Source organism: Pseudomonas sp. NPDC086581, assembly GCF_044746165.1.
Taxonomy (GTDB): Bacteria; Pseudomonadota; Gammaproteobacteria; order Pseudomonadales; family Pseudomonadaceae; genus Pseudomonas.
Genome location: NZ_JBIVBR010000030.1, coordinates 1 through 6,903, shown reverse-complemented (window position 1 = coordinate 6,903; position 6,903 = coordinate 1). Strand labels below are relative to the sequence as shown.

At 66.8% G+C, this 6,903-nt stretch carries 8 protein-coding genes; 6 read left to right on the top strand and 2 right to left on the bottom strand.

Annotation, left to right across the window (positions count from 1 at the left end):
- Positions 1 to 146 precede the first annotated feature (146 nt).
- Together ACIPK7_RS29670 and ACIPK7_RS29665 are read right to left on the bottom strand one after the other, a co-directional pair.
- Positions 147 to 926, bottom strand: a complete 780-nt coding sequence (locus ACIPK7_RS29670) for a hypothetical protein (protein ID WP_401091920.1) — start codon at positions 924 to 926, stop codon at positions 147 to 149.
- Positions 927 to 975: 49 nt separating this feature from the next.
- Positions 976 to 1,995: an alpha/beta hydrolase gene (locus tag ACIPK7_RS29665; RefSeq protein ID WP_401091918.1), complete on the bottom strand. Its 1,020-nt coding sequence runs from the start codon at positions 1,993 to 1,995 to the stop codon at positions 976 to 978.
- A gap of 123 nt (positions 1,996 to 2,118) precedes the next feature.
- Here ACIPK7_RS29665 and aroC point away from each other — a divergent pair, with 123 nt between their 5' ends.
- From aroC to ACIPK7_RS29635, 6 genes are all read left to right on the top strand, one after another.
- Entirely contained in the window at positions 2,119 to 3,210 is a 1,092-nt protein-coding gene (gene aroC / locus ACIPK7_RS29660) for a chorismate synthase (RefSeq protein WP_192433842.1), read from the top strand.
- Between the two features lie 55 nt (positions 3,211 to 3,265).
- Positions 3,266 to 4,426, top strand: a complete 1,161-nt coding sequence (locus ACIPK7_RS29655) for an MFS transporter (RefSeq protein WP_401091916.1) — start codon at positions 3,266 to 3,268, stop codon at positions 4,424 to 4,426.
- The gene (locus ACIPK7_RS29650) at positions 4,410 to 5,036 is read left to right on the top strand and encodes a methylthioribulose 1-phosphate dehydratase (protein WP_151186524.1); all 627 of its coding nucleotides are present in this window, start codon (positions 4,410 to 4,412) and stop codon (positions 5,034 to 5,036) included. Before ACIPK7_RS29655 ends, ACIPK7_RS29650 begins: the two co-directional genes overlap by 17 nt.
- Before the next feature lie 47 nt (positions 5,037 to 5,083).
- A complete protein-coding gene (locus ACIPK7_RS29645; RefSeq protein WP_024765430.1) occupies positions 5,084 to 5,629 on the top strand; it encodes an acireductone dioxygenase in 546 nt (181 codons plus the stop codon).
- Between the two features lie 216 nt (positions 5,630 to 5,845).
- Entirely contained in the window at positions 5,846 to 6,529 is a 684-nt protein-coding gene (gene mtnC / locus ACIPK7_RS29640; RefSeq protein ID WP_401091914.1) for an acireductone synthase, read from the top strand.
- A gap of 85 nt (positions 6,530 to 6,614) precedes the next feature.
- Positions 6,615 to 6,806, top strand: a complete 192-nt coding sequence (locus ACIPK7_RS29635; RefSeq protein ID WP_045208647.1) for a PLDc N-terminal domain-containing protein — start codon at positions 6,615 to 6,617, stop codon at positions 6,804 to 6,806.
- The last annotated feature ends 97 nt before the right edge of the window (positions 6,807 to 6,903 follow it).

The following is a 6,903-nucleotide window of genomic DNA, read 5'->3' as shown; positions in this document are numbered from 1 at the left end:
GGCTCCTACTCGTGCGACCAACACCGCGGACCTGCAGCTTGCCTCCCGTCGCTCTCACCTTCGAGCTTATCGAGCTTTGCAGACACAAGCGGACTACGTCCGCGATCGTTCGACGGCCCCTCGTCAGGTCGGCAGGGCGCAATGCCTCAGTGCGTGGCAATCCAGATCAGCAGGCCAGCCTGGAACACGGCGAACACCGTCAGGCAGGCAATGGTGAAGCGCAGGCTGGTGTCGTCGCGGCGGAAGGTCTCGATGCGCTGTTCCAGCCGGCGGATTTCGTTGGACTGGGTGGCGAGGTTCTGGTCGGCCTGTTCCAGCATGGAGCCGGCCTCCAGCAGCGGCAGTATCTGCACCTTCTCCTTGTGCCAGTCGTCATACAGCTCGCTGACCCGGCCGACGCTGTAGCGCGCCTTCAGCAACCGCGAGTCTTCGTAGATCACGTCGAAGCCCTGGGCGCGCAGGAAGTGGTCGCGGCGTTGCCGGGCCTCTTCGTTGGGTGCGTCCTTCATCGCCAGCGCGCCGCCCTCGACGCGGTAGTGCGACCACTTCTTTTTCGCCCAGGCCACTCCCTGGGCCAGCAGGAAGCGCCCGAGGCCGCGGTTCAGCGGATCGGTGGCAAAGCCTGAATCGGCGCCAAAGCGCACTTCCTTGTTGCGGTGGTCCGCCCAGACCTCCAGCAGGTTCACTTCCTTGCGCAGCACCTGGCCGGGCACCTGGACGGTCAGGCGCAGCAGGCTCTGCTCGGCGTTGTGGCGCTCCACCCGGCCGAGCTGGACAAAACGTAGTGGCCGCGCACCGGTGCTGCGGTCGGTGGGCAGCGGCGCCAGGCGCAGCAGGCGATAGTGTTCCGGCGCCAGCTCGGCCCACGGGTGCGGGCGGGCGGCGGCCTCGTCGGCGGCGACGGCGGTCTGTTCGGCTTCAGTCATGGGGATCTACCTCGGGGCCTGGTGGGCGTGACCAGGGCTCTCCCGTGGTTTATCGACGCACCGGCGGATTTCTTGAGACGTTCGCTCCAGATTCCGCCAGCGTGCCACCGGGCAAGGTCTGCGCCTGCCGGATGAAAGTCGTGACGCGCTGCACCAGCTCGCGGGCCAGCGGCAGGTTGGGATTGTTGTACGAGGCGAGCTGCTGCGGACCGCTGGTCGGAACGATGCGCAGGATGTGGTTCATCCCCGAGATCAGGTGGAAGTCGCTGTCGGGCTTGGCACGCTTGAGCGCCTGGGCATCCTCGACGCCGACCTGGATATCGTTGGTGCCCTGCAGGATCAGGGTGGGCAGCTTGAGGGTGGCGAAGGCGTGGGCCGGGTCCTGGCGGAACAGCGAGATCAGGTAGGGCTGCACGCTGGGGCGGAACAGCACCTTCAGGGGCTCCGGCACCCGCGGCTGCAGCTGGCCCGCCTGCAGGCCGTCGATCAACTGCTCGGCTTGCGCCAGCAGGGGCGGGGGCAGGCGGCCCTGCAACTGCTCGCGCAGGACTTCGCCGATCGGGCGGGCGCTGCCGGCCAGGGAAACCAGCGCCTCGGCGTGGGTTTGCGGCGCGGCGAGGCTGGCGATCAGCGCGCCTTCGCTGTGGCCGATGAGAATCTGCCGGCCGAAGCGCGGGTCGTGGGCCAGCTTGTCGCTCCAGGCCACCACGTCGCGGACGTAGGCCTCGACGCTGAGTTCTTCCTCGCGCGGCGCCGCGGGCAGGCTGCGGGCCACGCCGCGCTTGTCGTAGCGCACGCTGGCGATGCCATTCTCCGCCAGCGCCTCGGCCAGTTTGCGCAGGTAGGCGTTCTGCCCGCCCTCGGGGTTGTTGCCGTCGCGGTCGGTGGGGCCGGAGCCGGCGATCAGCAGGGCCACCGTTGGTGGACTGTCAGTCTGCGGCAGCAGCATCGTGCCGCGCAGCACGCCGTGACCTGTGTCCAGGTCATAGGGGCGTTGCAGGATGCTGGTGGGGGCTGCCTGGGCAAAGGAAGAAATGAGCAGGAAGCAGAACAGGGCGAGACGGCGCATCGATGACTTCACGATGGGGCTGATGGCGCTTTGATCCTCGCGGGCCGCGAAGGTTCGCAGGGCGGATTGACGCAGGTATACTGCTCGGCCTTTTCGAATCCCAGTCTTTTCGCGGAGCCTCGCATGTCCGGCAACACCTACGGCAAGCTGTTCACCGTCACCACCGCTGGCGAAAGCCACGGCCCGGCGCTGGTCGCCATCGTCGACGGCTGCCCGCCCGGCCTGGAGATTTCCCTGGAAGACCTGCAGCGCGACCTGGACCGCCGCAAGCCCGGCACCAGTCGCCACACCACCCAGCGGCAGGAAGCCGACGAGGTGGAAATCCTCTCCGGCGTGTTCGAGGGCAAGACTACCGGCACCCCGATCGGCCTGCTGATCCGCAATACCGACCAGAAGTCCAAGGACTACTCGGCGATCAAGGACCTGTTCCGCCCGGCCCACGCCGACTACACCTACCACCACAAGTACGGTGTGCGCGACTACCGTGGCGGCGGCCGCTCCTCGGCGCGCGAGACCGCCATGCGCGTGGCCGCCGGCGCCATCGCCAAGAAGGTGCTGGCAGGCATGGGCATCCGCGTGCGCGGCTACATGAGCCAGCTCGGCCCGATCGAAATCCCCTTCAAGACCTGGGACAGCGTCGAAGAGAACGCCTTCTTCAGCCCCGACCCGGACAAGGTCCCGGAGCTGGAGGCCTACATGGACCAGCTGCGTCGTGACCAGGATTCGGTCGGCGCGAAGATCACCGTGGTCGCCGAAGGCGTGCCGCCGGGCCTGGGCGAGCCGATCTTCGACCGCCTGGATGCCGAACTGGCCCACGCGCTGATGAGCATCAATGCGGTGAAGGGTGTAGAGATCGGCGCCGGCTTCGCCAGCGTCGCCCAGCGCGGGACCGAGCACCGCGACGAGCTGACCCCGGAAGGCTTCCTGTCGAACAATGCCGGCGGCATCCTCGGCGGTATCTCCTCCGGCCAGCCGATCGTCGCCCACCTGGCGCTCAAGCCGACCTCCAGCATCACCACCCCCGGCCGTTCCATCGACGTGAACGGCAACCCGGTGGACGTGATCACCAAGGGCCGCCACGACCCGTGCGTGGGCATCCGCGCGACCCCCATCGCCGAGGCGATGATGGCCATCGTGCTGCTCGACCACCTGCTGCGCCATCGCGCGCAGAATGCCGACGTGAAGGTCGGCACTCCGGTCCTCGGTCAGCTCTGATCGACCTGAACCTTCCGCGGGCCAACCGGTTCGCGGAAGGTTCGTCGCGCCGCCGATGACGCAGGTCCCTTACTGGCGGTTGTCCAGTTTCTACTTCTTCTACTTCTGCCTGCTGGGCGGGACGGCGCCGTTCCTCGCGCTGTATTTCCATCACCTGGGCTTCTCCAGCGCGCGCATCGGCGAGCTGGTCGCCATCCCCATGCTGATGCGCTGCGTGGCGCCGAACCTGTGGGGCTGGCTGGGCGACCGCAGCGGCCAGCGGCTGGCCATCGTGCGCTTTGGCGCGGTGTGCACGGCGCTGTGCTTCGCCGGCATATTCCTCGGCCACAGCTATGCCTGGCTCGCGCTGATCATGGCCGGGCACGCGTTCTTCTGGCACGCGGTGCTGCCGCAGTTCGAAGTGATCACCCTGGCGCACCTGAGTGGGCGCACCGAGAGCTACAGCCGTATTCGCCTGTGGGGCTCCATCGGCTTTATCTGCACCGTGGTCGGCCTCGGCTGGCTGTTCGAGTTCGCCAGCCTGGACGCCTATCCGCTGGCGTTGCTGGCGATCATGCTCGGCATCGTCGGCGCCAGCTGGTGGGTGCCGAACGCCCAGCCGCCGGCGCGGCAGGACGAAGCCAGCGCCGGTGGCTTCCGTCAGCAACTGCTCAAGCCCGGCGTGCTCGCGTTTTACCTCTGCGTGTGCCTGATGCAGCTGTCCCACGGCCCGTACTACACCTTCCTGACCCTGCACCTGGAAGCGCTCGGCTATGCCCGTGGCCTGATCGGCCAGCTCTGGGCGCTGGGCGTGGTGGCCGAGGTGCTGCTGTTCCTGGTCATGCCGCGCCTGCTCAAGCGTTTTTCCCTGCGCCAGGTGCTGGTGGCGAGCTTCCTGCTGGCGGCCTTGCGCTGGCTGCTGCTGGGCACGCTGGCCGGGCACCTGTCGGTATTGCTGTTCGCCCAGTTGCTGCACGCGGCAACCTTCGGCAGCTTCCACGCCGCCGCTATCCATTTCGTCCAGCGCAGCTTCCAGGCGCGCCAGCAGGGCCAGGGCCAGGCGCTCTACGCCGCGCTGGCGGGGACCGGCGGCGCGCTGGGCGCGCTTTACTCCGGCTACAGCTGGGGTAGCCTTGGCCAGGCCTGGACCTTCTCCATCGCCAGCCTTGCCGCGCTGGCCGCCGCCTTCATCATCTGGACCCTTCTGAACGAGGACCCGCATGAACGACACCCGTGAACAGCTGACCCGGCAGATCATCGACGCCGGCCGCTTCCTCTATGGCCGCGGCTGGTCGCCGGCCACCAGCAGCAACTACTCGGCGCGCCTGGCGGCCGACCGCGCGCTGCTCACCGTCTCCGGCAAGCACAAGGGCCAGCTTGGCGAGGACGACGTGCTGGAAACGGATCTTTCCGGCAACAGCCTGGAGCCCGGCAAGAAGCCTTCGGCGGAAACCCTGCTGCACACCCAGCTCTACGCCTGGCGCGCGGAGATCGGTGCGGTGCTGCACACCCATTCGGTCAACGCTACCGTGCTGTCGCGCCTGACCGCCGGCGACCGCCTGGAGCTGGAGGACTACGAGCTACAGAAGGCCTTCAGCGGCGTCACCACCCACGAAGGCCGCGTGACCGTGCCGATCTTCGACAACGACCAGGACATCGCGCGCCTGGCCGCCCAGGTACAGCCCTGGCTCGATGCGCATCCGGACTGCCCCGGTTACCTGATCCGCGGCCACGGCCTGTACACTTGGGGCCCACGCATGGCCGATGCCCTGCGCCAGATCGAAGCCTTCGAATTCCTCTTCGAATGCGAACTGAAAGTACTGAGCCTTCGCGGCGGCACGCGCTGAGCGAATCCGGCCCGCTTTTGCGGAAACAGCCCAGAAGGATAACGACCATGAGCAGCCTGACCGTCTATCACGAATCCAACCCCGAGCAGCCACTGAAGCTGCTGACCCATGCCGAGGACATCGCCTCCACCCTGGGCGAGCTGGGCGTGCGCTTCCAGCGCTGGGCGGCCAACGCCCCCATCGTCCCCGGCGCCAGCCAGGAAGAAGTGATCGCCGCCTACCAGCACGAGATTCGCCGCCTGCAGGAAGAGGAGGGCTACGTCACCGTCGACGTGGTCAGCCTCACCGCCGACCATCCGCAGAAGGACGAGCTGCGCGCCAAGTTCCTCGACGAGCACCGCCACGGGGAGGACGAGGTGCGCTTCTTCGTCGCCGGCCGAGGGCTGTTCACCCTGCACATTGAGGATCACGTCTATGCCGTGCAGTGCGAGAAGAACGACCTGATCTCGGTGCCCGCCGGCACTCGCCACTGGTTCGACATGGGCGAGCGCCCGCACTTCGTCGCCATCCGTCTGTTCAACAACGCCGAGGGCTGGGTTGCGAAGTTCACCGGTGACGAGATCGCCAAGCGGTTTCCGTTGCTGGAAGACTGAAACTATTGCGCGAGCGTGTTTGCGTCCAAGTAACGTCGTTACCTGAACCACCCTCTCCCTAACCCTAGCTACGCGCCCCGCTCCGAAGGGAGAGGGGACTGGTCGGTGCCGGCTGACACTCTGGCTTCAATTGGCACATACGGCTCCCTCTCCCCTCAGGGAGAGGGTGGGGGTGAGGGGCTCTTGCACGAGCCGTTCAGCTTTCCTGGAGTTCCCATGACAATCAAGGCCATCCTCACTGACATCGAAGGCACCACCAGCGCAGTCAGCTTCGTCTTCGACGTGCTCTTCCCCTATGCCGCCGCGCACCTGCCGGACTACGTGCGCGAGCACGCCGCCGAGCCCGCCGTAGCCGAGCAGCTGGCTGCTGTGCGCGCCGACAGCGGCGAGGCGAACGCCGACACCGAACGCTGCATCGACATCCTCCTCCGCTGGATCGCCGAAGACCGCAAGGCCACGCCGCTCAAAGCGTTGCAGGGCATGGTCTGGGAGCAGGGCTACCGTGCCGGTCAACTCAAGGGCCACGTCTACCCGGACGCTGTCGACGCGCTGCGCCAGTGGCGCGCCGAGGGCTACCAGCTGTACGTCTATTCCTCCGGCTCGATCCAGGCGCAGAAGCTGATCTTCGGCTGCTCCGAGGCCGGCGACCTGTCGCCGCTGTTCTCCGGCTACTTCGACACCACCAGCGGGCCCAAGCGCGAGGCCGATTCTTACCGGCGCATCGCCGCGGCCATCGGCCTGCCGGGCGAGGAAATCCTCTTCCTCTCCGACGTGGTCCAGGAACTGGACGCCGCGCAGCAGGCCGGCTTGCAGACCATTGGCGTGGCGCGCGAGGGCGGTGTGCTGGAAGGCCATGACACCGTGGCCAGCTTCGCGGTGATCGATCCGGCGCGGGTCTGAGCGCCACTGTTGGCTTACGCCCGTGCCGTTGCGGCGCGGGCGGCTATGCTGATCAGGCCGACAATCGCATAGAGGGATCATCTATATGGGTTCGACCCTGAGTGGCCTGATCAGCCTGATCATCTTTGCCCTGGATATCTGGGCGATCATCAACGTGGTGAAAAGCAACGCCGAGATGTCGATGAAGATCATCTGGATTCTGGTGATCGTCATCCTGCCGGTGCTGGGCCTGATTATCTGGGCGGTAGCGGGGCCGCGGGGGAATGTGAAGATCTAGTGCTCCCTGTAGGAGATTCTATGTCTACCCCACCGTATCGGCCGCAGTCCGATACGGTTGCTGAGTCGTCATCAGGGCAAAGGCAATCCGGGCCAAT